The sequence below is a fragment of the Vreelandella halophytica genome, from assembly GCF_968193635.1.
Map to the genome: position 1 here is coordinate 1,883,399 of NZ_OZ309107.1, position 27,000 is coordinate 1,910,398.

The following is a 27,000-nucleotide window of genomic DNA, read 5'->3' on the forward strand; positions in this document are numbered from 1 at the left end:
TCGATCACGCCATTTGGCACCGGGTGTGCGGCGGAAGCAGCTCTTCGCCCAGGGTGGTTGACGCGCTGTTCACCCCTTTTTGGGCCAGCGCCAGTCCACCAAAGCAGAGCCGGTGTTCATCTCCCTGGCTAAACGCTACCTTTTGCGGCATGGCCGGGTAGAAGCGGTGATCCAGGGAGTTCGAGACGGGAAAAATGCCGTTTTGCCGATCACTGGAGCACGCCCACCCGGCATTTTCGAGGGCCTCGTTCAGTGTGGCCAGCGGCTCGCCCAAAACCTGGCAATTGAACCCGGCGTGGTGAAGTCGCGGGCCCATCACCGCAAGCCACGCCGCCACCGGGTGTTCCCGCTCGAGTGCCTGGTAAAGCGCCCAGGAGGGCATCGGCCAGGGTCTTCCCCGGCAAAGCAAATTGTGCCCCTTACAATCCTGGGGGTGGCTTTGCTCTATAAGCTCTAAAAGTGCCTGCCTTGGCGATGTACACAGTGCGCCCAGCTGGAGCTCGGCTAAAATCAACCAGCTACTCTGTGGTGCGCCAAGTAGATGAATGATGAGCCCTTTGTCTGCCAAGGCATACTGGGTAGCACAGACGTAACCCATGCGGTGAAGCTTGTCGGCAAGTCGTGCCGCGCTAAACGGCCCGTGGTTCAGGGTTAAAAGCGTCAGGTATTCGGCTTTGACGTTGGCCGGCCAAATACCCAGGCCGCCAAGGTCCGGGTGCGTATGGATATAATCAAGCCAGAGCTGCTGTTCGAATTCTTCACGTTGCATGGCGCATGTCCTTGCCGCCTTGGGCGGTCTTGTTGGGGAAGGTAGGCCCTGGTCACTATAGGCAGCAAGGTGGCATGCGGGTTCAATTAAAAAGGGGAATAAAAGGGGCAGGGATCAGGCCAGAAGGCCATTTTCACGCACGTAGGCGTCAAACTCGCTATATCCGCCGATATGATCCTGGTCGATAAACACCTGGGGGACGGTATGGATCGGCTTGCCTGCGGTCTTGGCGATGTCCTCTTTGGTGACGCCTTCCGAGGGCATATCGACGTAGCGATAGCCTTCGATCTTATGGGCGCTTTCCAGCTGCTCGGCAAGCTGCTTGGCTCTTACACAAAATGGGCAGCTCATGCGCCCGAAAATGACCACGAACATGGTGACTCCTTGAGGGTGGTGACGTTGGTTTGCCATTGTCGCTCAGGTGGGCTGCGTTGAACAATCTTGGCGCGCTTTCGATCATGTTCGCTCAGGCGTTCTATACTGAGGTTCGTCTAATGAATGCTTGGACTTTTCTTCTTTTAGGAGGTGGGTATGTCGGCAGGTATGGGTAATACGCCCCGGGTCGCGCTGGTCACGGGCACCAGCAGCGGCATTGGTGCAAGCGTGGTCGAACACTTTTGCCAACTGGGCTATCAAGTGCTGGCGGTAGACTTCAACGCCGAGGGTGAGAAAACGGCCAGCCAACAGGGCGCGGCGTTTTTCCAGGCCGACTTGACCGACGCCCAGGCGTGCAAGGACGCGGTGAAAGAGGCGATCAAACGTTTTGGCCGGGTCGATATTCTGGTCAACAACGCCGGCATACAGCACGTTAGCGACATCGAATCGTTTCCCGAGCAGAAGTGGCGCGCCATCATGGATTTGATGGTCACCGCGCCGTTTTTGCTTACCCAGGCCGCGTGGCCCTCCATGCGAGAAAACGGCTGGGGGCGGATCATCAATATCGCCTCGATTCACGCCCACGTGGCCTCGCCGGGCAAGGTCGCCTACGTGACCGCCAAGCACGGGCTGATCGGCATGACCAAAACCGCCGCGCTGGAAGGCGGCGAGCAGGGTATTACCGCCAACGCCGTGTGCCCGGCCTACGTCAAAACCCCGCTGGTGGATAACCAGATCGCCGATCAGGCGAAGCTCAACAAGATGGACGAGCAAGAGGTGATCGAAAAGATCATGCTCAAGGATGCCGCCGTGAAGCGCCTGGTCGAACCCAGCGAGGTCGCTCAACTGGTGAACTACCTGGCTTCCGACGCCGCGGGCGCCATCACCGGCTCGAGTTTCAATATCGACCTTGGCTGGACGGCGCACTGATGCGAACGGCGGCTCTTGGGTGCCTCGATCCTAGCGCTTGACCGGGCGTTTTTGCAGCTTGCGCTGAAGCGTGCGCCGGTGCATACCCAGTGCCCGGGCCGTGGCGGAAATATTGCCGTCGTGCTCTTGCAGCACTTTTTGAATGTGCTCCCAGGTAATCCGGTTGATCGACGGCGGGTTGTCGGCTAGTTCGATGTCCGGGTCGCCGCCTTCGTGCTCGAAGGCGGCGATCACGTCGTCGGCGTCTACAGGTTTACACAGGTAGTGTAGCGCGCCGAGTTTGATCGCCTCGACGGCGGTGGCGATGCTCGAGTAGCCGGTCAGCACCACGACCCGGCAGGTGGGTACGATGGCCAGCAGCTCCGGCAACAGCTTGAGTCCGGAGCTTTGTTCGAGTTTCAAATCGAGGGTCGCCATGGTCGGGGCGAACGCGGCTGCGATCTGCAGCGCCTGTTCGGCGTCGTGGGCTACCTGCACTTCATAGCCCCGGCGGGTCAGCGCGCGGCTCAACACATGGCAAAACACATCGTCGTCGTCCACGATCAAAAGGCGCTGGTCTTGAGTCGGCATGGTCTTCTCGCTGTTTATCGGTGGGCGGCGCTATTTCTCGGGGGCATCGCTTCTGGGCAACGTGACCTCGGTGAGCGTTCCGCCTTCAGGGTGATTATAGAGGCTGACGCCGCCGCCGAATCGGTTGATGGTGGCATGGGTTAAAAATAGCCCAATGCCCATGCCTTTGCTCTTGGTCGAAACGAAGGTGTCGCCGAGCTGGTCGGCAATCGACATGGCGATCCCCGGGCCGTGGTCGCGAATATCGATCACCACGTTCTCTTCGTTCCAGTCCAGACGTACGTTCACCTGCTCCGGGTGGGCGTCGGCGGCATTGTTCAAAAGGTTGGTCAGCGCCTGGTCCAGGGTGGCATCGACCAAAAGCCAGGGGCGGCTCCGCCGGCTTTGAACCTCCAACTGATGGGTGACATCCGGGCGGATGACCAGCCAGCGCTGTAGGACGCTCGAAAGCCACTCTTCGGCATCGAACACTTCGGGCTCTGCCATGCGCCGCCGGTCGGCGTTGGTGACCAGATTCTGAAGGCGGGATTTACATACGTCGACCTGCTGGCGCAAAAGTTTTATATCGGCTTGAAGCGGCGAGTCGGCGGTGGTCTCCGCCTCCATTTCCTTGAGCAGCACCGCCATGGTGGAAAGGGGCGTGCCCAGTTCGTGGGCGGTACCCGCCGCCTGGGTCGCGACGGCCAGTACCTGTTCGTTGCGCAGCGCCGCTTCACGGGTGCGTGAAAGCGCCTTGTCACGACTTCTGAGCGCGTGGGCCATTTTGTAGATGAAAAACGTCACCAGCCCCGCCGAAAGGCCGAAGTTGAGCCACATGCCCAGCACGTGCAGGTTCAAAAGGCTGTCGCTGTCGATATGGCTCAACTGGGCGATAGGGTGGTAGACGACCATCAAGAAGCTGTAACCCGCCATCGCGCAGCCTGCGATGATCCAGGCGTGGCGCCAGGGCAGCGTAGCGGCGGCGATGGTCACCGGCACCAGGTAGTAGGTGATGAACGGGTTGGTCGAGCCGCCGGTAAAGTAGAAAAGTAGCGTCAAGCCGGCAATATCGGCCAGAAGGTGCAAAAGGTACTCGTGATGGCTCACCGCGCGGGGCCTGCCCAGTCGCCACCAGGTAATGATATTCAAAACCCCCATGGCGATGACCACGCTGATGACCGCCGCGACTTCGAGCTCGAAGGCGAGAAACTCCACGCCCACGATGATCGCCAGCAAAAAGCCCGTCCAGGTAATGCCGCGCACGATCGTCAATCGGACCAGGTTGCGGTTGGGGGTGGAGAGTGGAAGCGGCAGGGCGGTTTGCATAGAGAGCTACTTGGTTAGTGCGTTAGCGCGACTGGGCGCGGGAGGTTTTGAAACCGTGAATGATGAACTTGATGAACAGGGTCATCACGTAGGTCAGCCACCCGGCGGTAGCCAGCAAGTTGAAGACCAGTATCTTGGGCGGAAGCCAGGCACGGCCGACCAGTGTTTCCAATAAAATATGGAGCAGCATGGCCAGCAGCAGCGGCAGCGCCAGGGTATGAATCCACATGTCCGTGCGGCGTTTACGCACGTGGTAGCGGCGCAGTAAAACGCGCATGGGCTTGTGCGCCCAGCTAAACAGCAAAAGCGCCCCCACCACGAACAGCATGGCAAGCGTGGGCTCGGTGCTGCCTCGGTGCACGGATGCCGAGATGGACCAGGCAAGCGCTAGCCACATCAGCCCTTCAATGCTGGTGAGTATGTCGGCGTAGCGTCTGACGTTTTGCATAGTCGGCCAAAATCCTTGAGCGGTTATAAAGCCGCCATGATACGACACTTGTAAAGCGCTGTGGACGTTGCGCGCGATTTACCGGCTGGATTTAACCCGTCCGGCGTTCAGGTATACTGACCGAAAGCCCCTTCAAACCCACCGCTGATACAGGATTGACCGTGGACTCTATTACGCTGACCCGCCCCGACGACTGGCACCTTCACTTGCGCGATGACGAGGTGCTGAGCGCGGTCGTCAATCACACCGCCGCGCAAATGGGGCGTGCCATCATCATGCCCAATTTGAAGCCCCCGGTCACCACCACCGATCAAGCGCTCGCCTACCGTGAACGCATCCTGGCGGCGCTGGCGCCTGGCAGTCAGTTCGAGCCGCTGATGACGCTCTACCTCACCGACACCACCACTGCCGGGGAGATCGAAAAGGCGCACCAAAGCGGTGTGGTCAAGGCGGTGAAACTGTACCCGGCCGGGGCGACCACCAACTCGGCCTCCGGCGTTACCGATATCACCCACTGCGATGCGGCCATTGGCGCGATGGCCAGGCTCGGGTTGCCGCTGCTCATTCACGGTGAAGTCACCGATAGCGACATCGATATCTTCGACCGGGAAGCCGCGTTTATCGAGCGCGTGTTGAAGCCACTGCTCGAGCGCCATCCCACGCTCAAGGTGGTGTGCGAACATATCACCACCCAGCAAGCCGCCGAGTTCGTTGCCCAAGGCCCGGATAACCTGGCGGCCACGATCACCGCGCATCATCTGCTGTTCAATCGCAACAAGATGCTCGCCGGCGGCATTCGCCCTCACTACTACTGCCTGCCGATTCTCAAGCGCGAGCAACACCGCCAGGCGCTTTTGCAAGCCGCCACCAGCGGCAGCCCGAAGTTCTTTCTGGGCACGGATAGCGCCCCCCACGAGAAGGGGGACAAGGAGTCGAGCTGTGGCTGTGCGGGGGCCTATACGGCCCCGGCCGCCATCGAGCTATACGCCATCGCCTTCGAAGAGGCGGGGGCGCTTGGCAAGCTCGAGGCGTTTGCCAGCCTGAACGGGCCGCGCTTTTACGGCCTGGCGCCCAATGCCGATACCGTCACCCTCGAGCGCCGCTCGCAGGTGCTACCGGCAAGCTACGCATACGGTGACAACCGCTCGATCGTACCGCTAATGGCCGAGGAGACGCTCGAGTGGTCGCTCAAGGGGTGACGAATCCCCTGGGTTGATTGAACTGAACGGAGCCTTTGGGCTCCGTTTTTCGTTGTAAGGCGCCTCATGGGCCTGCTTGAAGCGCTCGTTGTTGGAAGGCGCCAGATTCTGGTTCGTCCAAGCGGTTGTCTTGCGCGCATATTAATGTTTATATATTGAGATATTTCTATATATAGGTGAATAAGCATGTCCGTTAATCCAGAAACCCTCGCCGCGCCGCTTTTCGAACCCTTCGATCTTGGCTCGCTCAACCTGGCGAATCGTATCGTCATGGCGCCGATGACGCGTAACCAATCGCCGGGTGGCGTACCCACGGAAGAAGTCGCGGCCTACTATAAAAGCCGCGCCGCCGGTGGGGTTGGCCTGATCATCACCGAAGGCACCTATATCGACCATCCCGGCGCCAACGGCTACCCGGCGGTGCCGGCGTTTCATGGCGAACAAGCGCTGGCCGGTTGGCAGCGCGTGGTCGAAGGCGTACACGCCGCTGGCGGTAAAATCGTACCCCAGCTTTGGCACGTAGGTCGCGAGCGCCGTCCGGGGGTCGAGCCCCAAACCAGCGTGCCGGGTTTCGGCCCCATGTCGATCGTCGAAAACGACCTGGAAGTCGTCGAAGCGATGACCGAGGACGACATGCATGACGTCGCCGCCTCTTTTGCCCGGGCGGCGATGGATGCTCAGCGCATCGGCTTTGATGGTATCGAGCTTCACGGCGCCCACGGCTACCTGATCGACCAGTTCCTGTGGCCGGAGAGCAACCAGCGCACCGACAACTACGGCGGCAGCCTCGAAAACCGGCTACGCTTTCCGCGCATGATCGTGCGTGCGGTGCGTGAAGCGGTGGGGCCGGACTTCCCGATCATCTTCCGCTTCTCGCAGTGGAAGCTTTCCGACTACACGGCCATCATTGCCGAAACCCCCGAAGCACTTGGGGAGCTCTTGAAGCCGCTGGCCGATGACGGCGTGGATATATTCCATGCCAGCACCCGCCGGGTGTGGGAGCCGGGCTTTACGGGTAGCGAGAAGACCCTGGCCACCTGGACCCGCGAGCTAACCGGCAAGCCGGTGATCGCCGTGGGTAGCGTAGGGCTCGACCGTACCTTCCGGACTGGCCACTTCACGCGTACCGAGGACCCGACCTCCAAGAGCCGGGTGAACGTGGCCGAGCTTGCCGAGTGGCGTGCCAAGGGGCATTTCGATCTGATCGCCATTGGCCGCGCGCTGCTCTCCGACCCGCAGTGGGCCAACAAGGTAGAGCAGGGCCGCCTGGACGAGCTTTCGGACTTCGATAGCGCCGCCCTCGAGTCCCTGGTCCGTTAAGTCGAGACCAAAGAGCGCCTCGGCAGTATGGCGTTAAACGCGTATACTGATCAGGCTTTCGCCACTGGCCGTGATCATGGATATTAATACCGTTTTAAGCGCGCTGGCGAACCCGGTGCGCCTCGACATACTGACCTGGCTGAAAGAGCCGGAGCGCCATTTTCCGGCTCAGAAAGAGACCGCGCCCCAGGGCGGTGTGTGTGTCAGTCATATTCGCGAAAAGGCCGGTCTTTCGCAGCCGACCATTTCGCTCTATCTTTCGACACTCGCCCGCGCGGGGCTGGTCTCTTCGCAGCGGGTGGGGCAGTGGACCTACTACTGCTACGAACGCGAAGTCGCGGATGCCTTCCTGCATGCGCTGCAAGAGCGGCTATGAAAAAAGCGCCTGCCAACCGGCAGGCGCTTTTTTGTTGGGATAAAACGGCGAGGCCGCCCGGCCGCGCCATTTGATAAAGCCATGGATTTACGGCTTTCGCTGCCCCAGCGTTTGCAGCATCTGGTCGACCATGCGCGAAGAGTGGGCGGCCGCGACTTCCAGAAACTGCTCGAAGGAGAGGTGGTTGTCGCCGGCACCGGGAATATCGGACAGCGCGCGAATCACCACGAAAGGGCAGCCGTAGAGGTAGCAGGTCTGGGCGATGGCCGCCGCTTCCATTTCAACGGCCAGCATGGTGGGAAACTGCGCGCGGGTGGCTGCTACTCGCGCCGGGTCGGCCATGAAGGCGTCGCCGGTGGCGATCAACCCCTCGCGCACATTCACCTCGCCCAGTGTCTCGATGGCCTGTTTGGCGATATCGCCCAGGTGGGTATTGGCGATATACGCCGCCGGCATCCCCGGTACCTGGCCGATTTCATAGCCAAAGACCACCGCGTCGACATCGTGGTGGCGTACCTCGCTCGAGATGATGATATCGCCGATATCCAGATCCTCGGCAAAACCGCCCGCCGACCCCGTATTGATAATCGCATCCGGCTGATAGCGCTCGAGTAGCACCGCCGTGCCCACCGCGGCGTTGACTTTGCCAATGCCGGACTGAAGCACGATCACTTCGAGCCCGTAACGCGTGCCGCTATAGAATACGAAGCCCGCGTGATCGACACGCTCGGCGTTTTCGAGCTGACCTGCCAGCGTTTTAACTTCTTGCGCCATTGCGCCAATAATTCCAATGCGTTGCACCCGGCGTACCCCCTTTCGATTGAATGTAGACGGTTTTGGTTATGTTAAGCGTCGTGAGCCTCGGCGGCTTCGAGGGTGTTCTCGAGCAGCGTGGCCACGGTCATCGGTCCCACGCCGCCGGGTACCGGGGTAATAAAGCTTGCGCGCTCGGCGGCGCTTTCAAAGTCCACGTCGCCAATGAGCTTACCGTCTGCCTGGCGGTTGATGCCCACATCGATCACCACCGCCCCCGGCTTGATCCATTCGCCCTTGACGAGCCCGGGCTTGCCGACGGCTACGATGACCAAATCGGCGCGGCTTACGTGGGCCTCGAGGTTTTGGGTGAAGCGGTGGCAAACGGTCGTCGTGCAGCCGGCCAGCATTAGCTCCATCGACATGGGGCGGCCCACGATATTGGAGGCGCCGACGATCGTGGCATCAAGCCCGCGTACGTCGATACCGCTTTCGCTCAATAGTGTCATCACGCCCTTCGGCGTACAGGGGCGAAGAGCCGGGCTACGTTGCGCCAGCCGGCCCAGGTTGTAGGGGTGAAAACCGTCGACGTCCTTGTCCGGGCGGATACGTTCGAGAATGGGGCGAGCGTCCATATGTTCGGGAAGCGGCAGTTGCACCAGAATGCCGTCGACCCGGGGGTCGTCGTTTAGCTGGTCGACCAGCGCCTCGAGCTCGTCTTGCGTCGTGTCGGCGGGTAGCGCGTGCTGAAAGGACAAAATGCCCGCCTGGTCGCAGGCGCGGTGTTTGTTGTTAACGTACACATGAGAGGCCGGGTCATCGCCAACCACAACCACGGCTAATCCGGGGGCGCGAGCACCGGCCTGTAAACGGGCGGCGGTTTTCTCGGCAACACGATGGCGGACATTAGCGGCGATGGTTTTGCCATCGATGAGTTGGGCGGTCATGTAATGAGGTCCCTATGGAGGTGATGAGCGGGTCAAAAGGCCGATATGAGGTTGGCATACCAGCGAATCGCCAATTTTCGCATGTTGGGCCTGGCAGGCAAAGCGGCCAAGGCCTTAAAGCCTTTAAGTGTTGACTTTAAAATTAAAAATAGTAGTATATGCCTCGCTTGAGACGGGCTAAGCAGTAGCGTCAAAGGTAGTCATCGGGATGTAGCGCAGTCTGGTAGCGCGCCTGCTTTGGGAGCAGGATGTCGGGGGTTCGAATCCCTCCATCCCGACCACGTACCTCGCGCGGAAGGTGGTAACTTGCTTTTCCAGGCGTTGGTTGTGGTCAAGTGCTCATCGGTGTTCGGTATCAGGAATGCTTTATGTGCGCCCATAGCTCAACCGGATAGAGCAACGGCCTTCTAAGCCGTAGGTTGCGGGTTCAAGTCCTGCTGGGCGTGCCATCGAAGTATGGCCGCAGCTGTTAAGCGCAGGCGTTGTGTTTGTTGGTTATCAATGGTGGATGTAGCTCAGTGGTAGAGCCCCGGATTGTGGCTCCGGTGGTCGTGGGTTCGATCCCCATCATCCACCCCATTGATACGAAACACGTAGTAGTAATAAAGCAGTAGCAGTAAAGCAGTAGTAATAAGCTTTCAGGTTGTGGTGGATGTAGCTCAGTGGTAGAGCCCCGGATTGTGGCTCCGGTGGTCGTGGGTTCGATCCCCATCATCCACCCCATTAACCTTTCCCTTCTCGTTTCTTTTCCCTTCTTTTTTTATCGTTCGTTTTTTTCTCTATCGAATTCTTGCTTCAAGCATATTAGATGGCTTGTAGTCTTTTCTGCGTTCTGCGTTCTGCGTTCTGCGTTCTGCGTTCTGCGTTCTGCGTTCTGCGTTCTGCTGCGCTTGAAATCTCCCCTGCGAATCGACGTATCAAAACGTAGCAGGCGATTTTACTGTCGTTTGTTTTTTAGTGGTAAATAATTCTGCTCTTTTGGCTTTTGTCGTAATTCATGCTGTTTATTGCCTACAATACAGTGGTTATCACTATATTAAAGCTTCCTGAGCAGTGGTATTTTTTTCTGATACTTTCAGTCATTTATACCAATAAAGGGGAGCGTTTAAATGGGCCAGCGGCGTATTGCGGTACTCGGAGCAGGCATGGTCGGTGTGAGTATAGCCTGGCACCTGCAAAAGCGGGGCCATCAGGTAACGCTCATCGACCGGCGGGAGCCCGGGCGCGAAACCTCCTACGGTAATGCCGGTATCATTCAGCGCGAAGCCGTTAGGCCTTACGCTTTCCCCCGGGATATGAAAACCATTTTGAGCGTGCTGCCCAACAAGCGGGTCGATATCCGCTACCGCCCCGGCGGTATGCTCAATGCGTTCTCGCCGCTTTTAAGCTACTGGCATCATTCATCGGCCAGGCTTTATAAAAAGATCGTTCCCGAATATGCCTCAATCATCAAGCTCTGCCTCGACGCTCACGGGCCGATGATCGAAGCGGCCAAAGCAAGTCATCTGGTGCGCCGCGAAGGCTGGCTCGAGATTTACCGCACCAAAGCGAAGCTTGCCAAGCGTATCGAGGAAGCCAAGGAGGCGCGCGAGCGGTTCGACGTACGGTTCGACGTTTTGGACCGCGCCGCTCTCGAGCAAAAAGAGCCGGACATCGGTCAAGACATCATCGGTGCCATCCACTGGCTGGACCCCTGGACCGTGGCCGACCCGGGGGCGCTGGTAGAGGCCTATGCGGATTCCTTCGTCGAACTGGGCGGGCGTATCCTGCAGGCGGATATCGAGAGTGTCGAGAAAGACGGGGAAGGCTTCAAGGTAGTGGCGGGGCAGCAAACGCTGACACCGGACGATGTGGTCATGGCGCTGGGCCCCTGGGCGGGCAAATGGGCATCGACGCTTGGCTATGATATTCCCACCTTCGTCAAGCGCGGCTATCACATGCACTACGCCACGAAGCCCGGTGCGAAGCTCAACTACTGGCTGATGGACGCCGAGGTGGGGTATTTGCTGGCGCCAATGAATGCGGGCGTGCGCCTGACCACCGGTGCCGAGCTCGACCGGCTGGAGTCACCGGCCGACGAGCACCAGCTTGGCGCCGCGGAAAAAGTGGCCCAACAGGTTTTTCCGCTAGGCGAGCGCAGCGAAGAGGCGGCCTGGAAGGGCGCCCGGCCGTGCCTGCCGGACATGAAGCCGATTATCGGCCCGGCGCCGCGTCATCAAGGGCTTTGGTTCGCTTTCGGCCATGGCCACCAAGGCTTTACCCTGGGCCCGGCGACGGGCTCGCTATTGGCCGACCTGATGGAAGGCAAGCCCACGGCGATCGATATGGCGCCGTTCCGGGTTGAGCGCTTCTAAATGGATTATAAAACTCATCCTTTACTGGTGAGATCATTGGGCCTTTGCTACGCTTTGACACAGGTTTTACAAATCGTGATTTCAACCCAGCAGTACGCTCAAGGAATCAGGAACTCAACGTGAGGTGAGATTATGGATGTCGCAGCGAGCCATGCCGTTAGCCAAGCGCTTTATATGAATCAGGCGCAAACCGCCGAGCAGGCCCAGATGGAGCTTTTTCGTCAGGCGCTGGATATGCAGTCGCAGCAGGTAACCGAGGTATTGGCCGGTGCCGACCTTCAGGCCCAGCCGGATTTGGCCCGGGAGGGCACGCTCGGCACGCAGGTCAACACCTACGCCTGATGCATTCGAGCCCTTCACTGCAAAGAGTCGCCGCTGGCGGCTCTTTTTTTGTGCTCAACATTTTGTACTTAACAAGGCCTGGCGGCGCTGCTTTTTTAAAGGGCGTGGCACCGGTCCCGCCAGAACGTTACAATCCCGGCCATTGTGACTCACTCAGCCAGAGCCGTTCGGCGCTTTACACATCGCTGAGTATCAATTTATAGAGGCAAGATGAAAGAGACTCAGTTAGCCCAGGAAGCGGAACTACGGCGCACCTTCGCGATCATTTCGCACCCTGATGCGGGCAAGACCACGATCACCGAGAAAATGCTGCTGTTCGGTAACGCCATTCAGATGGCGGGCTCGGTCAAAAGCAAGCGTAACGACCGCCATGCGACCTCCGACTGGATGAAAATGGAGCAGGAGCGCGGTATCTCGGTTACGACCTCGGTGATGCAGTTCCCCTACAACGGGCGCATCGTCAACCTGCTGGACACCCCAGGCCACGAGGATTTCTCCGAAGATACCTACCGTACGCTGACGGCGGTGGATTCCGCCTTGATGGTGATCGACGGCGCCAAGGGTGTCGAGGACCGCACCATCAAGCTGATGGAAGTATGTCGGCTGCGTACCACGCCGATTTTGACCTTCATCAACAAGATGGACCGCGATATTCGCGACCCGATCGAGGTGATGGACGAGGTCGAGACCGTGCTCAACATTCAGTGCGCGCCGATGACCTGGCCGATCGGCATGGGGCGTCACTTCAAGGGGGTGTATCACCTCTATAACGACGTGATTCACCTCTACACCCAGGGCCAGGGTAACCGCATTTCTGAAGACAAGCGCATCGAAGGTCTGGATAACCCGGACGTGGAGGCGCTGTTGGGCGAAGAACAGGCCGAAGAGCTGCGTATGGAGATCGAGCTGGTCCGCGGCGCCTCTCACGAATTCGATCTCGACGCCTACCGGCGCGGTGAGCTCTCGCCGGTCTATTTCGGTACCGCCATGGGTAACTTCGGCGTGCGCGAAATGCTCGACGGCTTCGTCGAGTACGCACCGCCCCCCCAGCGGCGGGACACCGATGCCCGGGAAGTCATCGCCTCGGACGAGCGCTTTTCCGGCTTCGTGTTCAAGATCCAGGCGAACATGGACCCGAACCACCGCGACCGCATCGCGTTTTTGCGGGTGTGCTCGGGCAAATACGAAAAGAACATGAAGATGCGCCACGTGCGTATTGGCAAGGACGTCAAAATCGCCGACGCCTTGACCTTCATGGCCTCCGACCGCTCCCAAGTGGAAGAAGCCTGGCCCGGCGATATCATCGGCCTACATAACCACGGTACGGTGCAAATCGGTGATACCTTCACGGTGGGTGAAGACATGCGCTTCACCGGCATTCCGCACTTTGCCCCGGAGCTTTTCAAGCGCGTACGTCTGAAAGATCCGCTTAGAATGAAGGCGCTACAAAAAGGCTTGCAGCAACTCTCCGAAGAGGGCGCGACCCAGGTCTTCATGCCCATGGACAACAATGACCTGATCCTGGGCGCGGTGGGTACCCTGCAGTTCGACGTGGTCGCCCACCGGCTGAAGGAAGAGTACAAGGTCGACTGTATTTACGAAGGCGTGAACGTGCAAACCGCGCGCTGGGTGTATTGCGAAGATGCCAAGATGCTCGAGGAGTTCAAGCGTAAGGCCAGCACCAATTTGGCCATCGACGGCGGCGGTTATTTGACCTACATTGCCCCGACTCGAGTCAACCTGCAGATGACCCAGGAGCGTTGGCCGGACATTCGCTTCCAGCCCACCCGCGAGCACTAAGCGCGTGTCTCCCAAGCGCCGCTGGCTTAAAAGCCGGCGGCGCTTTGATCGATTCAACCCATAAGGCTTGCCGAAAGCTGCTCCGGGTCCAGGCGTTCGACCGGGTAGGGCAACTCTTCGAGTGTGACCGGCTTATCACTCCAGCTTAGCGCAAGCGGCGTTTCGATCGCTTTGGTGGCCACCACCGCGAGTAACGCCACCTGATGCTGGCCGCTAAAGGCGCTATTCATCACTTCGCCCAGGCTTTTGCCATTTTCATCGGTCAGTGAATCGGTCACGCCGGGCAGTACGTCGCTTTCAAGGCTTGCGCGTACAAGACGCTTTTTCACCTGACCGCGAAAGTGCGCGCGGGCCACCACTTCCTGGCCGGTATAGCAGCCTTTTTTGAAGCTGATACCGCCAAGGGCTTCCCAGTTGATCATCTGGGGCAGGAAGTGGTCTTCCTGGGCTTCGGTCAGCCAGGCAAGGCCGCTTCGAATATCCGCCAGCTGCCAGGCGTTTTGCAGCGTTTCATCCGCTGGCGCTTCGCTTTCATCGTCTTGCAGGCCCAGCACGTAGCGCTCCTCACCCGGCAGACGCAGTATCGAGGCTTTTTCATCGCCGGTGTGCAGGTAGGCGCTCTCGGGCAAGGCAAGCCCCGCTTTTTCTGCCCGCTGCCGGGCTTTTTCCGGTCCTGCGCCGACCAATGTAAGCCCGGTGTTGACGCCAAGTTCGGCCTGGTAGAACACTGCAAACTTTTTGAGATGCTCGGCAAGTTTTTCGACGAGGCTTTCGCTGACCAGCAGTCTAAAGTGGTGCTCGGCGACTCTTAAAAGCTGACCATTGGCGATGATGCGCCCCTTGGGCGTACAAAAGCAGGTGAGTGGGGCGAAGTGGCCGTTCGCCAGGCTCACCTGGGCGCTGGTTTGCCCCTGTAGAAACTTCTCGGCGTTCGCACCTTTGATATCCAGCGCGGCCAGGTGATCCAGGCGTACGTCGCCTTTGAAGGAAGGGGACTGTTCGGTTGCCATACAAGCTCCACTAGCAGGGGGTGTGCGTTCGCTCTAGCGTAACACTGTTGATCTGCAGGTGAGGGCTCGAAGTCGCAATTGCAAGGCAGCGGCGGCGTGCTAGACTTCTCGGGTTGTATCAGTTTTGCATAGGTTAGCGGGCGCCCGGCGCCGGTTTCAAAAGAAGGATGAGTCATGGCTTACCAATCCCTGAACTTCAAGGGTGTACGAAACGCCGATGAAGTGAACAAGATTACGACCGCACTGATGATGCTCGACGGCGTGGAGAGCGCCGAGGTCGGGCGTCATGGCGCGGAGGTCGAAGGGCGTGCAAGCCATCAAACGCTTATCAAGGCGGTCAAGGATCTAAAGCTCAACATCGAGGTCTCCTAATGCATCAGCCCATCACCCTTATCAGCGAGCGCAATAAAACCTTCAGGCAGCGAATCGAGGTCGAGGACGTCGAAGCGCTCTACGCCGACGCGCCCGCGCCGATGGGGGGCGATGGGCAGGACCCGGACCCGCACGACTACTTCGATATGGCGCTGGGCAGCTGTAAAGCCATTACCGTGCAGATGTACGCCAAGCGCAAGGAGTGGCCGCTGGAAGGGATCACGGTGACGGTAGCGCGGGACGAAAGCCAGGAGCGCCAAGGGCAGTACTCCCTCGACGTTCATCTCGAGCTTCACGGTCCTCTCGACGAGGCAATGCGCGCAAAACTTTTGGATATCAGCGAGCGCTGCCCGGTGCAGCGGCTCATGACCCAAGCCACCGTGACCATCAATACGCAGTTGACTTCCCCCGGCCAGCACGCGGGCGAATAACGATTTTTCCAGATTGGAGTAACGATGAGCAGAGAGTTCCGGCTAACGTCGAAGTTCGAACCCGCGGGTGATCAGCCGACCGCCATCAAAGGCTTAATCAGCGGGCTCGAGTCGGGGCTTGCCCATCAGACGCTACTGGGTGTGACCGGGTCGGGCAAGACGTTCACCATGGCCAATATCGTGCAGCAGCTGCAGCGCCCGACTATTGTCATGGCCCCCAACAAGACGCTGGCCGCCCAGCTTTACGGGGAGTTCAAGGCGTTCTTTCCGGATAACGCCGTCGAGTACTTCGTCTCCTACTACGACTATTACCAGCCCGAAGCCTACGTTCCTTCCTCGGATACGTTCATCGAGAAAGACGCCTCGATCAATGACCACATCGAGCAAATGCGCCTTTCCGCCACCAAGGCGTTGCTGGAGCGCCGCGACGCGCTGATCGTGGTATCCGTGTCGGCCATTTACGGTCTGGGTGACCCGGACCAGTATTTGAAGATGCGCCTGCACTTTACCCGGGGCGAGTTGATCGACCAGCGGGCGTTTTTGCGCCGCCTGGCCGAGCTTCAATATACCCGTAATGACATGGACTTTCGCCGGGGTACCTACCGGGTACGCGGCGACGTCATCGATATCTTCCCGGCGGATTCCGACGAGGAGGCGGTACGCGTCGAGCTCTTCGACGACGAGATCGACTCCATCCGCCTGTTCGACCCGCTCACCGGCGATGTGCGCGGCCAAGTACCGCGTATGACGATCTACCCCAAGTCCCATTACGTAACGCCGCGAGAGACGATTCTGGAAGCGATCGAGTCGATCAAGGCCGAGCTCAAGGAGCGCCTGGAGTGGCTTAGAAAGCACGAACGGCTGGTGGAAGCCCAGCGCCTGGAGCAGCGTACGCTCTACGATATCGAGATGATGCTGGAGCTTGGGTACTGCAACGGCATCGAGAACTACTCCCGCTATCTTTCCGGGCGCGACCCGGGCAACGCGCCGCCCACGTTCTTCGACTACCTGCCGGACGATGCACTGCTGTTCATCGACGAGTCCCACGTGAGCGTCCCCCAGGTGGGCGGTATGTACAAAGGCGACCGCTCGCGCAAGGAGACCCTGGTGGAGTACGGCTTCCGGCTGCCTTCGGCGCTGGATAACCGCCCGATGAAGTTCGAGGAGTGGGAATCGATCTCCCCGCAGACGATTTTCGTCTCGGCCACACCGGGTAAGTATGAAGCCGAGCACGCCGGCCAGGTGGTCGAGCAGGTGGTGCGGCCGACGGGGCTTCTCGACCCGGAAATCGAGGTGCGTCCGGCCAGTACCCAGGTGGACGACCTGCTCTCCGAGATCAACAAGCGCACCGCGGTGGGCGAGCGCGTGCTGGTCACCACGCTTACCAAGCGTATGGCAGAGGACCTGACCGAGTATCTGGACGATCACAGCATCCGCGTACGCTACCTGCACTCGGATATCGATACCGTCGAGCGGGTCGAGATCATTCGCGACCTGCGCCTGGGCAAGTTCGATGTACTGGTCGGCATCAACCTGCTGCGCGAGGGCCTGGATATTCCCGAAGTCTCGCTGGTGGCCATTCTCGATGCGGATAAAGAGGGCTTTTTGCGCGCCGAGCGCTCGCTCATTCAAACCATCGGCCGCGCCGCGCGTAATGCCCACGGCAAGGCGATTCTTTACGGCGATCGTATTACCGACTCCATGCGTCGTGCCATGGATGAAACCGAGCGCCGTCGTGCCAAGCAGATGGAGCACAACGAGGAGCACGGCATTACGCCGACTACCGTGACCCGCTCGGTGGCGGACATCATGGAAGCCGGCCAAGCGCCGGGGGCTAAAAAGACCAACGGCCGTCGCGGTTCGGATCGCAAGAAAAGCCAGCCCGTCGAGTACGACATTGCGAGCATGGGCCAGCAGGAGCTTACCGATGCGGTCAGCAAGCTCGAGGACGCGATGTTCGAAGCGGCCCAAAATCTGGAGTTTGAAGAGGCGGCGCGTCTGCGCGACCAGCTCAATCAAATGAAAGAGAAACAGCTGGTGCTAGGGTAGTCGTGCCGGAAGGTCCGGAAATCCGCCGCGCGGCGGACCGTATCGAAAAGCAGATAGGCGGCCGGGTAGTGGAAGAGGCCTGGTTTGCCTTTGACGAGCTCCAGGCCCAGGCCGACTCGCTGGTAGATGTGCGCATCGACGCCGTCGAGACCCGGGGCAAGGCCATGCTGATTCGCTTTGCCAATGGGCGGGTGCTTTATTCGCACAATCAGCTATACGGCGTTTGGAAGCTTCACGCCGCCCACCAACCACCTCAAACCAGGCGCTCGCTGCGCGTACGTTTGATCGCCGAGGGAAGGGCGGCGAGCCTTTATAGCGCGTCGAGTATCGCGCTGCTCGAGCAAGACCGCCTCGACGAACATCCGTTTTTGGCACGCCTGGGCCCGGATCTGCTAAGTCAGAACGTATCCACCGCCGGGGTGGTCGAGCGCCTGGACGATACCCGGTTTTATCGCAGAAGCCTGGGGGCGCTGCTGCTCGACCAGTCCCTGGTGGCGGGGCTTGGTAACTACCTGCGCTCGGAGATCCTGTTCTTTGCCGGGCTCAACCCCAAAACCCGGCCGGTGGATTTAACCGCTGACGCGCGCAAGACGCTGGCGCAGATCATCATCGATACCACCTGGCAAGCCTATCGCCAGGCCGGGGTCACCAACCGCGATGCCTGGATCGAACAGGCCAAAGCCGCCGGCGAAACACGGCGGCAGTGGCGCTTTAGTGTATTCGAGCGCGCCGGGCTCTCTTGCCACCGCTGTGGGGAGGTCATCGAGCGGCAGATGGTTGGCTCGCGTAGGCTTTACTGGTGCCCACACTGCCAGCCGGTTTCATGAATCCAAATTTATACCGTTATCTTGTTGGCTAAGCTAAAAGAATCGCCTTTGGAGTGATGTTGTCACCAAGCAGAGCTGCCGCGAATTATTCGATCGGGTATACTGCGCTTCGCCTAGACGGCTAACGGGATGCCAAAATCCTTTAGAAATAGCCGCTTGAATCGACCTATCAGGAGCCCGTTGTTCATGACCGTGATCAAACAGGACGACGTTATTCAAAGCGTTGCCGATGCCCTCCAGTACATCTCCTATTATCATCCGAAAGACTTTATCGACGCCATGGCGGCCGCCCACGAGCGTGAAGAGAACCCGGCCGCGAAGGATGCCATCGCCCAGATTCTGATCAATTCACGCATGTGTGCGACCGGACATCGGCCGATTTGTCAGGATACCGGCATCGTGACCGTGTTCGTTCACGTCGGCATGAACGTGACTTGGCAGGCGGACATGAGCCTGGATGATATGGTCAATGAAGGCGTTCGCCGGGCCTATCTTTTGCCGGATAACGTGCTGCGCGCCTCGGTGCTGGCCGACCCGGACGGCAAGCGCCAGAACACCAAGGACAACACGCCCGCGATCATCCACCACAAGATCGTTCCCGGCGATAAGGTCGATATCCACGTAGCGGCGAAGGGCGGCGGTAGCGAAGCGAAATCCAAGTTCGCCATGCTGAATCCTTCGGACAGCGTCGTCGATTGGGTGCTCGAGCAGCTGCCCAAAATGGGCGCCGGCTGGTGCCCGCCGGGAATGCTGGGTATCGGGATTGGCGGTACGGCGGAAAAAGCCATGGAGATCGCCAAGGAAGCGCTGCTCGATCCCATCGATATTCAGGACTTGCAGGCGCGCGGTGCAAGCAACCGCGCCGAAGAGCTACGCCTGGAGCTTTTCGACAAGGTCAATAAAACCGGCATCGGCGCCCAGGGATTGGGCGGTTTGACCACGGTGCTCGATATCAAGGTCAAGGATTACCCGACCCACGCGGCCAACAAGCCGGTGGCGATCATTCCCAACTGCGCGGCCACACGCCACGCCCATTTCACCCTCGACGGCTCGGGCCCGGTGGCCTTGAAGGCGCCCAAGCTTGAGGACTGGCCCGAGATCACCCGCGAAATAGGTGACAACGTCAAGCGGGTCAATCTCGACACCGTCACCGCCGAGGAGGTCAAAACCTGGCAGCCCGGCGATACGCTGCTGCTCAACGGCAAGCTGTTGACCGGCCGGGACGCGGCGCATAAGCGTATGACCGACATGATCGCCAAAGGCGAGCCGCTGCCGGTGGATATGAAAGGGCGCTTTATCTATTACGTCGGCCCGGTGGATCCGATCGGCGACGAAGTCGTGGGCCCGGCTGGCCCGACCACCGCGACACGCATGGACAAGTTCACCCGCACGATGCTCGAAGAGACCGGGCTTCTAGGCATGGTGGGCAAGGCCGAGCGTGGCCAGGCGGCGATCGAGGCGATTCGAGACAACCAGGCGGTTTATCTAATGGCGGTGGGTGGCTCGGCTTACCTGGTCGCCCAGGCGATCAAGAAATCCCGCGTGGTAGGCTTCGAAGATCTGGGGATGGAAGCCATCTACGAGTTCGAGGTAGAAGATATGCCGGTCACGGTGGCGGTCGACACGCAAGGCACCTCGGTTCATCAGACCGGCCCGGCTAAATGGAAAGCAATTATTGCCGAAACCGCGTAAACTGGCACAAGCAAATTACCCGTCAGTCAAAAACGAAAGCCCCGTCTCGCGGGGCTTTTGCATATAGGGAATCGTTCAAGGAACTGAGTGTATGGCAGGGAGCGTTTGATGACTTCATGGCTTATCGGTACGGGCATTATGCTCATCCACCTATTGGGCATGGTCTCCGCCGTCATGGCGCTCATGTCGAGTCGAACCTCGCAAGGTGCCGTCGCCTGGATAATGTCGCTTCTAACGTTTCCTTACGTGGCGCTGCCGGCCTACTGGTTTTTTGGCCGCCCGCGGTTTTATGGCTACGTGACGGCTCGCGGCGCCAAGGACAATGTCCTAAGGCGCGTGCTGCGCCGCTACCGTAACAACATGAAGCCGCATATCTCGCTTCCCGCCACGCCGGATATTCAAGCGGTGGAGCAGCTGGCCATGATGCCGCTGACCAAGGGCAACCACGCCGAGCTATTGATCAATGGTGACGCCACCTTCGAGAGCCTGTTCCAGGGAATCGACGACGCTAACGACTACTTGTTGCTGCAATTTTTTATCGTGCGCGATGATCGGCTCGGTCAAAAACTCAAAGAGCACCTGTTAGACGCGGTGGGCCGGGGCGTGCGTATCTACTTTCTTTACGACGAGCTTGGCAGCCGCAAGCTGCGGGATGGCTACTTCAAGGAACTGGCAAGCGAAGGCGTAGAAGTAAGCCCCTTTGGCTCCTCACGCGGGTTCAAGCATCGTTTTCAGCTCAATTTCCGCAATCACCGTAAGATCATGGTCGTCGATGGCAAAAAAGGCTGGGTAGGGGGCTTCAACGTCGGCGTGGAGTATCTAGGGGAGCACCCCCGTCACGGCCCCTGGCGGGACACGCATCTGATGCTTCAAGGCCCCGGCGTACTGGGTCTGCAGGAAGCGTTTTGGGAGGACTGGCACTGGGCGACCGGCGAAGTCATCACACTGAACTGGCACGCCGAAAACCACGCGCAGATGGACCATCAGGTGGTCATCGTGCCCTCGGGCCCGGCGGACAAGCACGATACGGCCAGCCTTTTGATCCAGCAGCTCATTCATAGCGCCAACGACCGGCTTTGGGTGACAAGCCCTTACTTCGTACCGGACCAGGGCGTACAGGATGCGCTGCGTTTAGCGGCCATGCGGGGCGTCGATGTACGCGTCATGATCCCCGAGCGGCCAGACCATCTGCTGGTATTTCTTTCGGCGTTCTCCTTTTTACCGGACATGCTGCGAGCAGGTGTTAAAATATACCGTTATCTTCCCGGGTTCTTACATCAAAAAGTGATGCTAATCGACGATGAAGCCGCCACGGTCGGCACGATCAATCTGGATAACCGTTCTTTTCGGCTTAATTTCGAGATTACCGCCTACGTACCGTCGTCAAGCTTCGCCGCGAGCGTCACGGATATGCTCGAGGAGGATTTTTCCAATTGCCGGCGGGTTACCATCGACGAAATCAATAACCGACCGCTTTGGAAAAAAGTCGTTTCCCGCGCTGCCTATTTAACCGCGCCCATTCAGTAGCTTTAGCGTAGACGCCGACACAAGGAGTTTCGGATGAATCTGGAAACCAAATGGCTCGAGGATTTCGTCGCCCTGGCCAATACGCGAAGCTTTTCGGCCTCGGCGCGACAGCGCCACGTCACCCAGCCCGCTTTTAGCCGCCGCATTCGCGCCCTCGAGCAGGCGCTGGATACGACGCTGGTGGACCGCTCGACCACGCCCATTGGATTGACCGCCGAAGGGCAGCTTTTTCTGGTGACCGCGCGTAACCTGGTAGAACAACTCAACGAGTCCATTAGCCACTTACACGGGCTTTCCATCGCCAACGAGGCATTGGACATCGTCGCGGCGCACTCGCTTGCGCTCAGCTTTTATCCGCCCTGGATCTCGCGGCTGCAAAAAGGGGTAGGCGAGCTGCCTACCCGGTTAATGGCGATGAACGTGGGCGAAGCGATCCACGTACTGCGCGAGGGCAACTGCGACCTGATGCTCGGTTATTACGACCCCTTCGCCACCATGCAGCTCGATACCAAGGTGTTTCCGTCGTTTTCCATCGGCAATGTCAAAATGCTGCCGGTGTCGCTTGCCGATAGCGACGGCCAGCCGCTCTTTACCCTCGACCAGCAAGAGCCGGTCCCGTATTTGGCTTATAGCCAGGGTGCGTTTTTGGGGCGCAGCGTGCATATGGTGCTCAAAAACGACCCGCTGCGCATGAACCTGCGCACGGTTTACGAAACCGCCATGGCCGAAGGGCTAAAAGGGATGGTGCTCCAGGGCGTGGGCGTTGCCTGGATTCCGGACTTCTGCATTCGCGAGGAGCTCAAGAGCAAACGCCTGGTGCGCGCCGGCGACGAAAGCCTCGATATCCCGCTGGAAATTCGCCTTTACCGCTGCTCGCTGGTTCATAAACCCGGTGTCGAGCGGCTTTGGCGGCAGATGATGAAACTCCCGAGGGATTTCCTTCAAGCGTGATCATTTGAAAACGGCTTCACTATAAAGTGCTTGTGAAAAAGGCAGGTATTGCGAAGAAAGCGCGCCAGGCAATAGTTAGGTATCCTGTTATTATTAAAAAGCATCACACAAGTGCGCGCTATAAAGCGCATGACATAAAGTATTTCGCAAGGGAATCAATATGCTAAAACGTACGCTACTGTTCTGGTGGAAAGTAGTGCAGGACGCCATTGCACTCTGGCTCGAGCGCAACGCTTTTAGCTACGCAGGCTCGCTTGCGTTCTATACGCTCTTCTCATTGGCACCAACGATCATTATCGCCGTCACGGTCATTGGCATCGTGCTGGGCGAAGATGCCGCCCAGGGCCAAATCGTCGCCCAGTTGCAGGGCACACTTGGGGTCGATGCAGCATCCGCCATCGAACAAGCCGTCGCCCAGTCGCGTATCGAAGAGTCGGGGCTTCTGCCCACGCTTTTGGGCTTTGGCGCGCTACTGGTCGGCGCAACCACCGTGTTTGCGCAGATGCAGTTTTCGCTGAACACCATCTGGGACGTTACCGCCAAACCTACCTCCAACAGCGCCTTCATCTTTATCAAGACCCGCCTTTTATCGCTGACCGTGGTGCTGTCGATCGGCTTCATTTTACTGGTGTCTCTGGTGCTGGGGGTGGTGATTCGCGGGATGCTGCAAGCGGCCAATTATCTCATGCCGTTTATGAGCTTTTTCACCACTACGCTCGAATCCCTGCTTTCGCTTGCCATGGTCACGCTGTTGTTCGCGACCATCTTCAAGGTGTTGCCGGATGTCGTGCTACGCTGGCGGGACGTACTGATTGGCGGGCTGGTGACGGCGGTACTCTTTACTATCGGGCGCAACCTGATCGCCGTTTATCTGGCCTACACGGCGACGGCGTCGACCTACGGCGCGGCGGGTTCGGTCGTCATGGTACTTTTATGGGTCTATTACAGCTCGCTTATTCTACTGTTTGGCGCTGCGTTTACCCGCTCGCTATTGGCCCGCCGCGGGCGGCCGATCATCCCGCGTAATAGCGCGGTTCGCGTCAAGCATGAGTTCATCAAAGAGCAGGACGACGTTTAAAAAGAGGAGGCCATCGTGGTAACGAAAAACGTTCGCGCTTGGGTAAGCGGCAAGGTACAAGGCGTTCACTACCGGTCGAGTACTCAGCAACAGGCCCGTACCAAAGGGGTAACGGGCTACGCTAAAAATCTGCCCGATGGCCGGGTCGAAGTACTCATGTGCGGCGACGCCGAGGCGGTCACCGCCCTTGGCGAGTGGCTCTGGCAGGGGCCTGCGAACGCACACGTCACCGAGGTCTCCTTCGAAGAGGTCAGCGGCGTGCGCGTGCCCGAAGGGTTTACGACCGCCTAGGCGCTTGCTTTGAAGCGTTCGATATTCTCGGCGGTCAGCTTGACGATGTTCTGGCGGGCCTCCGGGGTGACCCAGGCGTTATGCGGGGTCACGATCAGGTTGAGCGCCTCGTCGCTTGCCAGCGCGTCCAGCAAGGCATGACCACTGCGCGGCGGCTCTTCGGGCAGTACATCGACCCCAAGCCCGCCAATTTGGCCTTCGCGCAGGGCCTTTAGCGCAGCGTGCTCGTCGATAATGACGCCTCGGGCGCAGTTAACCAGCAAAAGCGACGGCTTGGCGTTTTCCAGCCGCTCTTTATTGATCAGGTGTTTCGTTTGCTCGTTGAGCGGGCAGTGCAGGCTGATGACATCGGCGCGGGGCATAAGCTCGTCGAGGCTTGGGCGCTGGTCGTCGGCCTCGCCACCTGGGCGTGCGGCGAACGTCACGTTCATACCAAACGCTTTCGCCAGCCGCGCCACTTCCGAGCCAAGCTCGCCCTGGCCGACCATGACGAGCTCCTTGCCGGCAAGCTGTAGCGTCGGGTAGTCCTGCAGGCAGAAAAACGCGCTCTGCTGCCAGGCGCCTTGGGCGACATCCTGCTGGTAGCGAGGCAGGCGAGCCGCCAGTGTCAATATCAACATCAACGTATGCTGAGACACGCTGGCCGTGCCGTAGGCGGACACGTTTTTCACGGCAATACCATTGGCCTTGGCCGCGTCCATGTCGATGTTGTTAAGGCCGGTCGCCATGACGCAAATAAGCTTGAGCGAGGGCAGCGACTCCAAAAGCTGACGGTCGAGTTTGACCTTGTTGACCAGCACGATCTCGGCGTCTTTCAGGCGCTTTTCGGCCTGCTCCGGGGTGGTTTGGTCGTGGATATCCAGCGTCGAGACGCAGTCACGAATCGCGGTGAAATCGATATGGGGGCCCATGCTTTGTGCATCGAGCATTACCGCGTTGGCCATTTTATTCTCTCCATGTAAACCGAGGGGTGCCAGGCCTTGCCCGGCAGGGGGCACAAAAGGGTATAATGGGCGGCTTTACCAACCGCTGTCTTGGAATTTATTACGACAGGCCACATATTGCCAGGGCCCAAAGTCGTTAGGGTTATCAATGTCCTGTCTACGCTGAGCTTTTCAGGAGCTATCAACATGCCCATCTATGAATACGAGTGCAAGGCCTGCGGTCATCGCATGGAAAAACTACAGAAGATCAGTGCCGACCCGTTGAAGCACTGCCCGGCCTGTCAGCGCGACGATCTCAATCGTCTGGTGTCGGCGGCCGGTTTCCGCTTGGCCGGCGGCGGATGGTATGAAACCGATTTCAAAACCGGTGGCAAGAAAAACCTGGCAGCGGACAACCAGCCCGCCGCAAAGGGTAAAGCCGAAAGCGCTTCGTCTACACCCACCGGTGGCTCTTCCAAAAGCAAGGGTGATGCGGCGTAGCCGCGCCGGTGAAGGCCAGACCCGCGATACCTTTATTGTCACGTAACAGAACAGGATGAAACATGCGCAGCCATTATTGCGGCCAGCTTAACGAAACTCTGGTAGATCAAACGGTCACCGTCTGTGGGTGGGTGCATCGTCGCCGTGACCACGGCGGGGTCATTTTCCTCGATATGCGCGATCGCGACGGCATCGCCCAGTTCGTAGTCGACCCGGATACCGCTGAAGCGTTCGCCAATGCCGACCGTGCCCGTAATGAGTACGTGCTGCGTATTACCGGCCGCGTTCGGCTGCGCCCGGAAGGCACGCAAAACCCGAACATGCCCACCGGCATGATCGAGATTCTGGCGAAAGACGTCGAGGTGCTCAACACCGCTGCCACGCCGCCTTTCCAGCTCGACGAGCACGGCAAGGTCGGCGAAGAAGTGCGCCTCAAGCACCGCTACATCGACCTGCGCCGCCCGGACATGATCGAGAAACTGCGTCTGCGCTCGCGTATCTCGCATACCGTTCGCGCCTATCTGGAAAACGAAGGTTTTCTGGATATCGAGACGCCGATCCTGACCCGCGCAACGCCGGAAGGCGCCCGCGACTACCTGGTGCCTAGCCGCACCCACGCTGGCAGCTTCTTCGCGTTGCCGCAGTCGCCCCAGCTTTTCAAGCAGCTTTTGATGGTGGCGGGCTTCGACCGCTACTACCAGATCGCCAAGTGCTTCCGCGACGAGGACCTGCGCGCCGACCGTCAGCCCGAGTTCACCCAGATCGATATCGAGGCCTCCTTCGTCGAGGAGAACGATATCATGGGCATTACCGAGTCGATGATTCAAAAGCTCTTCAAGGAAGTACTCTCCGTCGAGCTGCCCGAATTCCCGCGCATGAGCTGGCAGGAAGCGATGGACCGATTCGGCTCGGACAAGCCCGATCTACGTATCCCGCTCGAGCTGACCGATGTCGACGACCTGATGAGCCAGGTCGACTTCAAGGTCTTCTCCGGACCGGCCAGCGCCGACGACGGCCGTGTGGCCGCGCTGAAAGTATCCGGCGGCGCCAAGCTTTCGCGTAAAGAAATCGATGAGTACACCAAATTCGTCGGCATTTACGGCGCGAAAGGCTTGGCCTGGATCAAGGTCAACGAGCGCGCCAAGGGTCTGGAAGGTCTTCAGTCGCCCATCGTCAAGTTCATGGAGAACGTGGTCGAAGAGCTTCTGGACCGGGTAGGGGCCGAGGATGGCGATATCATCTTCTTCGGCGCGGACAAGACCAATATCGTCAACGAGGCGATCGGCGCGCTGCGCGTGAAGCTCGGTGCCGATCTGGACCTTTACACCCAATCCTGGGCGCCGCTTTGGGTCGTCGACTTCCCGATGTTCGAAGCCGACGATAACGGTCGTCTGAGCCCGCTTCACCACCCGTTCACGGCGCCGTCCTGCTCGCCGGAAGAGCTCAAGGCCGACCCGGCCAGCGCGCTTTCCCGCGCCTACGACATGGTGCTCAACGGCACCGAGCTCGGCGGCGGCTCGATCCGTATCCACGACCAGACCATGCAGCGCAGCGTGTTCGAGATTCTGGGTATCGGTGAAGAGGAAGCCCAGGAGAAGTTCGGCTTCTTGCTCGACGCGCTCCAGTACGGCGCGCCGCCCCACGGCGGCCTGGCCTTCGGCCTCGATCGTCTGGTGATGCTGATGGCCGATGCGAAAACCATCCGCGAAGTAATCGCCTTCCCGAAAACCCAGAGCGCGGCGTGTTTGATGACCGACGCCCCGGGCGAGGTGAGCCCGGATCAGCTCAAGGACCTCAACATCCGCCTGCGCCAGAAAGCGAAGCCCGAGACCACCACCGGCGAGTAATCCGGTAAAGGTT

The 27,000-nt window shown here is 59.3% G+C and carries 27 protein-coding genes and 4 tRNA genes; 22 read left to right on the forward strand and 9 right to left on the reverse strand.

The window, feature by feature from the left end; genetic code table 11:
- Positions 1-4: 4 nt before the first annotated feature.
- Together ACWHXT_RS08810 and ACWHXT_RS08815 are read right to left on the reverse strand one after the other, a co-directional pair.
- Entirely contained in the window at positions 5-769 is a 765-nt protein-coding gene (locus ACWHXT_RS08810; protein ID WP_447929091.1) for a DUF1338 domain-containing protein, read from the reverse strand.
- A gap of 114 nt (positions 770-883) precedes the next feature.
- Positions 884-1,144: a GrxA family glutaredoxin gene (locus tag ACWHXT_RS08815; protein ID WP_447929092.1), complete on the reverse strand. Its 261-nt coding sequence runs from the start codon at positions 1,142-1,144 to the stop codon at positions 884-886.
- A 156-nt stretch (positions 1,145-1,300) separates the two neighbouring features.
- Between ACWHXT_RS08815 and ACWHXT_RS08820 the strand changes: the two genes are divergently transcribed.
- Entirely contained in the window at positions 1,301-2,074 is a 774-nt protein-coding gene (locus ACWHXT_RS08820) for a 3-hydroxybutyrate dehydrogenase (protein ID WP_447957971.1), read from the forward strand.
- Between the two features lie 30 nt (positions 2,075-2,104).
- On the opposite strand, the gene ACWHXT_RS08825 is transcribed toward ACWHXT_RS08820, so the two are convergent.
- From ACWHXT_RS08825 to ACWHXT_RS08835, 3 genes are read right to left on the reverse strand one after another with little or no spacing between them, the layout of a single operon-like run.
- Complete coding sequence (locus ACWHXT_RS08825) at positions 2,105-2,644, reverse strand: response regulator transcription factor (protein ID WP_447957972.1); 540 nt, start codon at positions 2,642-2,644, stop codon at positions 2,105-2,107.
- Between the two features lie 30 nt (positions 2,645-2,674).
- Positions 2,675-3,949 carry an ATP-binding protein gene (locus ACWHXT_RS08830; RefSeq protein WP_447929095.1) on the reverse strand — a complete coding sequence of 425 codons (1,275 nt, stop codon included), beginning with the start codon at positions 3,947-3,949 and terminating at the stop codon, positions 2,675-2,677.
- A gap of 22 nt (positions 3,950-3,971) precedes the next feature.
- Positions 3,972-4,397: a hypothetical protein gene (locus ACWHXT_RS08835; RefSeq protein WP_447929096.1), complete on the reverse strand. Its 426-nt coding sequence runs from the start codon at positions 4,395-4,397 to the stop codon at positions 3,972-3,974.
- Between the two features lie 161 nt (positions 4,398-4,558).
- Between ACWHXT_RS08835 and pyrC the strand changes: the two genes are divergently transcribed.
- From pyrC to ACWHXT_RS08850, 3 genes are all read left to right on the forward strand, one after another.
- Positions 4,559-5,596 (forward strand): dihydroorotase, encoded by a 1,038-nt coding sequence (pyrC, locus tag ACWHXT_RS08840; protein ID WP_447957973.1) that lies wholly within the window; start codon positions 4,559-4,561, stop codon positions 5,594-5,596.
- Between the two features lie 186 nt (positions 5,597-5,782).
- Entirely contained in the window at positions 5,783-6,916 is a 1,134-nt protein-coding gene (locus tag ACWHXT_RS08845; protein ID WP_447957974.1) for an NADH:flavin oxidoreductase, read from the forward strand.
- Positions 6,917-6,992: 76 nt separating this feature from the next.
- Positions 6,993-7,292: an ArsR/SmtB family transcription factor gene (locus ACWHXT_RS08850; protein WP_447528825.1), complete on the forward strand. Its 300-nt coding sequence runs from the start codon at positions 6,993-6,995 to the stop codon at positions 7,290-7,292.
- A gap of 87 nt (positions 7,293-7,379) precedes the next feature.
- Here the strand turns inward: ACWHXT_RS08850 and mtnN are convergent, their stop codons facing one another.
- Both mtnN and folD read right to left on the reverse strand, forming a co-directional pair.
- Positions 7,380-8,093: a 5'-methylthioadenosine/S-adenosylhomocysteine nucleosidase gene (gene mtnN / locus ACWHXT_RS08855; protein WP_447957975.1), complete on the reverse strand. Its 714-nt coding sequence runs from the start codon at positions 8,091-8,093 to the stop codon at positions 7,380-7,382.
- Between the two features lie 44 nt (positions 8,094-8,137).
- Entirely contained in the window at positions 8,138-8,992 is an 855-nt protein-coding gene (folD, locus tag ACWHXT_RS08860; protein WP_447957976.1) for a bifunctional methylenetetrahydrofolate dehydrogenase/methenyltetrahydrofolate cyclohydrolase FolD, read from the reverse strand.
- Between the two features lie 204 nt (positions 8,993-9,196).
- On the opposite strand from folD, the gene ACWHXT_RS08865 reads away from it, so the two are divergent.
- From ACWHXT_RS08865 to ACWHXT_RS08895, 7 genes are all read left to right on the forward strand, one after another.
- Positions 9,197-9,273, forward strand: a tRNA-Pro gene (locus tag ACWHXT_RS08865).
- Between the two features lie 91 nt (positions 9,274-9,364).
- Positions 9,365-9,441 (forward strand) — tRNA-Arg (locus ACWHXT_RS08870).
- Positions 9,442-9,496: 55 nt separating this feature from the next.
- Positions 9,497-9,571, forward strand: a tRNA-His gene (locus ACWHXT_RS08875).
- Between the two features lie 69 nt (positions 9,572-9,640).
- Positions 9,641-9,715: transfer RNA gene (locus ACWHXT_RS08880), tRNA-His, on the forward strand.
- Positions 9,716-10,101: 386 nt separating this feature from the next.
- Positions 10,102-11,346, forward strand: a complete 1,245-nt coding sequence (locus ACWHXT_RS08885) for an NAD(P)/FAD-dependent oxidoreductase (protein ID WP_447957977.1) — start codon at positions 10,102-10,104, stop codon at positions 11,344-11,346.
- A 132-nt stretch (positions 11,347-11,478) separates the two neighbouring features.
- Positions 11,479-11,688 carry a putative motility protein gene (locus tag ACWHXT_RS08890; RefSeq protein ID WP_447929102.1) on the forward strand — a complete coding sequence of 70 codons (210 nt, stop codon included), beginning with the start codon at positions 11,479-11,481 and terminating at the stop codon, positions 11,686-11,688.
- Positions 11,689-11,898: 210 nt separating this feature from the next.
- Positions 11,899-13,488, forward strand: a complete 1,590-nt coding sequence (locus ACWHXT_RS08895) for a peptide chain release factor 3 (protein ID WP_447957978.1) — start codon at positions 11,899-11,901, stop codon at positions 13,486-13,488.
- 53 nt (positions 13,489-13,541) lie between these two features.
- On the opposite strand, the gene ygfZ is transcribed toward ACWHXT_RS08895, so the two are convergent.
- Entirely contained in the window at positions 13,542-14,498 is a 957-nt protein-coding gene (ygfZ, locus tag ACWHXT_RS08900; protein ID WP_447957979.1) for a CAF17-like 4Fe-4S cluster assembly/insertion protein YgfZ, read from the reverse strand.
- 174 nt (positions 14,499-14,672) lie between these two features.
- On the opposite strand from ygfZ, the gene ACWHXT_RS08905 reads away from it, so the two are divergent.
- The 9 genes from ACWHXT_RS08905 to ACWHXT_RS08945 all read left to right on the forward strand — a co-directional run bounded on the left by ACWHXT_RS08905 (position 14,673) and on the right by ACWHXT_RS08945 (position 23,716).
- On the forward strand, positions 14,673-14,870 hold the full coding sequence (locus ACWHXT_RS08905; RefSeq protein ID WP_447528832.1) for a hypothetical protein: 198 nt from the start codon (positions 14,673-14,675) through the stop codon (positions 14,868-14,870).
- Positions 14,870-15,301 carry an OsmC family protein gene (locus ACWHXT_RS08910; RefSeq protein WP_447926042.1) on the forward strand — a complete coding sequence of 144 codons (432 nt, stop codon included), beginning with the start codon at positions 14,870-14,872 and terminating at the stop codon, positions 15,299-15,301. Before ACWHXT_RS08905 ends, ACWHXT_RS08910 begins: the two co-directional genes overlap by 1 nt.
- Positions 15,302-15,325: 24 nt before the next feature.
- Entirely contained in the window at positions 15,326-17,350 is a 2,025-nt protein-coding gene (gene uvrB / locus ACWHXT_RS08915; RefSeq protein ID WP_447896118.1) for an excinuclease ABC subunit UvrB, read from the forward strand.
- A 2-nt stretch (positions 17,351-17,352) separates the two neighbouring features.
- A complete protein-coding gene (nei, locus tag ACWHXT_RS08920; RefSeq protein WP_447957980.1) occupies positions 17,353-18,177 on the forward strand; it encodes an endonuclease VIII in 825 nt (274 codons plus the stop codon).
- A gap of 186 nt (positions 18,178-18,363) precedes the next feature.
- Complete coding sequence (locus ACWHXT_RS08925) at positions 18,364-19,869, forward strand: fumarate hydratase (protein ID WP_447957981.1); 1,506 nt, start codon at positions 18,364-18,366, stop codon at positions 19,867-19,869.
- A 108-nt stretch (positions 19,870-19,977) separates the two neighbouring features.
- Positions 19,978-21,396 (forward strand): cardiolipin synthase, encoded by a 1,419-nt coding sequence (cls, locus tag ACWHXT_RS08930; protein WP_447957982.1) that lies wholly within the window; start codon positions 19,978-19,980, stop codon positions 21,394-21,396.
- Positions 21,397-21,429: 33 nt separating this feature from the next.
- Positions 21,430-22,347, forward strand: a complete 918-nt coding sequence (locus ACWHXT_RS08935) for a LysR substrate-binding domain-containing protein (RefSeq protein WP_447528838.1) — start codon at positions 21,430-21,432, stop codon at positions 22,345-22,347.
- 160 nt (positions 22,348-22,507) lie between these two features.
- A complete protein-coding gene (locus tag ACWHXT_RS08940) occupies positions 22,508-23,425 on the forward strand; it encodes a YihY/virulence factor BrkB family protein (RefSeq protein ID WP_447926047.1) in 918 nt (305 codons plus the stop codon).
- 15 nt (positions 23,426-23,440) lie between these two features.
- The gene (locus ACWHXT_RS08945) at positions 23,441-23,716 is read left to right on the forward strand and encodes an acylphosphatase (RefSeq protein ID WP_447957983.1); all 276 of its coding nucleotides are present in this window, start codon (positions 23,441-23,443) and stop codon (positions 23,714-23,716) included.
- Here ACWHXT_RS08945 and ACWHXT_RS08950 read toward each other — a convergent pair.
- Entirely contained in the window at positions 23,713-24,660 is a 948-nt protein-coding gene (locus tag ACWHXT_RS08950) for a D-2-hydroxyacid dehydrogenase (protein WP_447957984.1), read from the reverse strand. The two genes, ACWHXT_RS08945 and ACWHXT_RS08950, sit on opposite strands and share 4 nt — an antisense overlap.
- Before the next feature lie 186 nt (positions 24,661-24,846).
- Here ACWHXT_RS08950 and ACWHXT_RS08955 point away from each other — a divergent pair, with 186 nt between their 5' ends.
- Positions 24,847-25,140 (forward strand): FmdB family zinc ribbon protein, encoded by a 294-nt coding sequence (locus tag ACWHXT_RS08955; protein ID WP_447926050.1) that lies wholly within the window; start codon positions 24,847-24,849, stop codon positions 25,138-25,140.
- 62 nt (positions 25,141-25,202) lie between these two features.
- The gene (gene aspS / locus ACWHXT_RS08960) at positions 25,203-26,987 is read left to right on the forward strand and encodes an aspartate--tRNA ligase (RefSeq protein WP_447926051.1); all 1,785 of its coding nucleotides are present in this window, start codon (positions 25,203-25,205) and stop codon (positions 26,985-26,987) included.
- The last annotated feature ends 13 nt before the right edge of the window (positions 26,988-27,000 follow it).

Coding starts and splice junctions, on each gene's coding strand:
- ACWHXT_RS08835 (WP_447929096.1), bottom strand. CDS start 4,397: ATGCAAAACGTCAGACGCTACGCCGACATACTCACCAGCATTGAAGGG.
- ACWHXT_RS08890 (WP_447929102.1), top strand. CDS start 11,479: ATGGATGTCGCAGCGAGCCATGCCGTTAGCCAAGCGCTTTATATGAAT.
- ACWHXT_RS08825 (WP_447957972.1), bottom strand. CDS start 2,644: ATGCCGACTCAAGACCAGCGCCTTTTGATCGTGGACGACGACGATGTG.
- ACWHXT_RS08940 (WP_447926047.1), top strand. CDS start 22,508: ATGCTAAAACGTACGCTACTGTTCTGGTGGAAAGTAGTGCAGGACGCC.
- uvrB (WP_447896118.1), top strand. CDS start 15,326: ATGAGCAGAGAGTTCCGGCTAACGTCGAAGTTCGAACCCGCGGGTGAT.
- ACWHXT_RS08845 (WP_447957974.1), top strand. CDS start 5,783: ATGTCCGTTAATCCAGAAACCCTCGCCGCGCCGCTTTTCGAACCCTTC.
- ACWHXT_RS08925 (WP_447957981.1), top strand. CDS start 18,364: ATGACCGTGATCAAACAGGACGACGTTATTCAAAGCGTTGCCGATGCC.
- cls (WP_447957982.1), top strand. CDS start 19,978: ATGACTTCATGGCTTATCGGTACGGGCATTATGCTCATCCACCTATTG.
- ACWHXT_RS08830 (WP_447929095.1), bottom strand. CDS start 3,949: ATGCAAACCGCCCTGCCGCTTCCACTCTCCACCCCCAACCGCAACCTG.
- ACWHXT_RS08810 (WP_447929091.1), bottom strand. CDS start 769: ATGCAACGTGAAGAATTCGAACAGCAGCTCTGGCTTGATTATATCCAT.
- ACWHXT_RS08885 (WP_447957977.1), top strand. CDS start 10,102: ATGGGCCAGCGGCGTATTGCGGTACTCGGAGCAGGCATGGTCGGTGTG.
- folD (WP_447957976.1), bottom strand. CDS start 8,992: ATGACCGCCCAACTCATCGATGGCAAAACCATCGCCGCTAATGTCCGC.
- ACWHXT_RS08850 (WP_447528825.1), top strand. CDS start 6,993: ATGGATATTAATACCGTTTTAAGCGCGCTGGCGAACCCGGTGCGCCTC.
- aspS (WP_447926051.1), top strand. CDS start 25,203: ATGCGCAGCCATTATTGCGGCCAGCTTAACGAAACTCTGGTAGATCAA.
- ACWHXT_RS08935 (WP_447528838.1), top strand. CDS start 21,430: ATGAATCTGGAAACCAAATGGCTCGAGGATTTCGTCGCCCTGGCCAAT.
- ACWHXT_RS08950 (WP_447957984.1), bottom strand. CDS start 24,660: ATGGCCAACGCGGTAATGCTCGATGCACAAAGCATGGGCCCCCATATC.
- ygfZ (WP_447957979.1), bottom strand. CDS start 14,498: ATGGCAACCGAACAGTCCCCTTCCTTCAAAGGCGACGTACGCCTGGAT.
- ACWHXT_RS08910 (WP_447926042.1), top strand. CDS start 14,870: ATGCATCAGCCCATCACCCTTATCAGCGAGCGCAATAAAACCTTCAGG.
- ACWHXT_RS08815 (WP_447929092.1), bottom strand. CDS start 1,144: ATGTTCGTGGTCATTTTCGGGCGCATGAGCTGCCCATTTTGTGTAAGA.
- ACWHXT_RS08955 (WP_447926050.1), top strand. CDS start 24,847: ATGCCCATCTATGAATACGAGTGCAAGGCCTGCGGTCATCGCATGGAA.
- ACWHXT_RS08820 (WP_447957971.1), top strand. CDS start 1,301: ATGTCGGCAGGTATGGGTAATACGCCCCGGGTCGCGCTGGTCACGGGC.
- ACWHXT_RS08905 (WP_447528832.1), top strand. CDS start 14,673: ATGGCTTACCAATCCCTGAACTTCAAGGGTGTACGAAACGCCGATGAA.
- ACWHXT_RS08895 (WP_447957978.1), top strand. CDS start 11,899: ATGAAAGAGACTCAGTTAGCCCAGGAAGCGGAACTACGGCGCACCTTC.